Consider the following 548-nt stretch of genomic DNA (forward strand, 5'->3'; position numbering starts at 1 on the left):
ACGCTCACCGACCAAGGTGTCCCGGTTTTCTTTATTCAAGGCAATCGTGACTTCTTGTTGGGCGAACGCTTTTGTAAAGAGACGGGCATCACTTTGCTTGATGACGTTTGCACCATCGACTTATATGGCACAAAAGCGGTGATTTTACACGGCGATACCCTGTGTATTGATGACGTGGAATATCAGAAATTTCGTAAAACTGTGCATCAACCTTGGTTACAATGGATCTTTAAACGCATCCCATGGTGTTTAAAGAAAAAAATTGTCTCTAAAGTTCAATCAGACATTCGCGACGATAAACAGATGAAGTCTTTAGATATCATGGACGTGAATCAAAGCGAAGTTGAAAAAGTGATGTCTCAGAATTGCGTCAACTTGATGATTCATGGGCACACTCATCGCCCAAATACACATTTTTTTGACGCAAATGGTGCTAAAAACACGCGCATCGTCTTAGGGGACTGGTATACGCAAGGCTCAGTTTTACAAGTGAATTCTGATGGTTTTGAACTGCAAAACCGGCCTTTCAACACATAATTTACGCTAAG

General features: G+C 41.6%; 1 protein-coding gene. It reads left to right on the forward strand.

Annotated elements, in window-relative coordinates; all coding sequences use genetic code 11:
* Nucleotides 1-537 (forward strand): UDP-2,3-diacylglucosamine diphosphatase (gene lpxH / locus R7Z50_RS30210; RefSeq protein WP_318150109.1); only part of this gene is annotated, 537 nt, incomplete at its 5' end.
* Nucleotides 538-548: the final 11 nt, after the last annotated feature.

It is taken from the genome of Vibrio sp. 1249-1 (genome assembly GCF_033340495.1).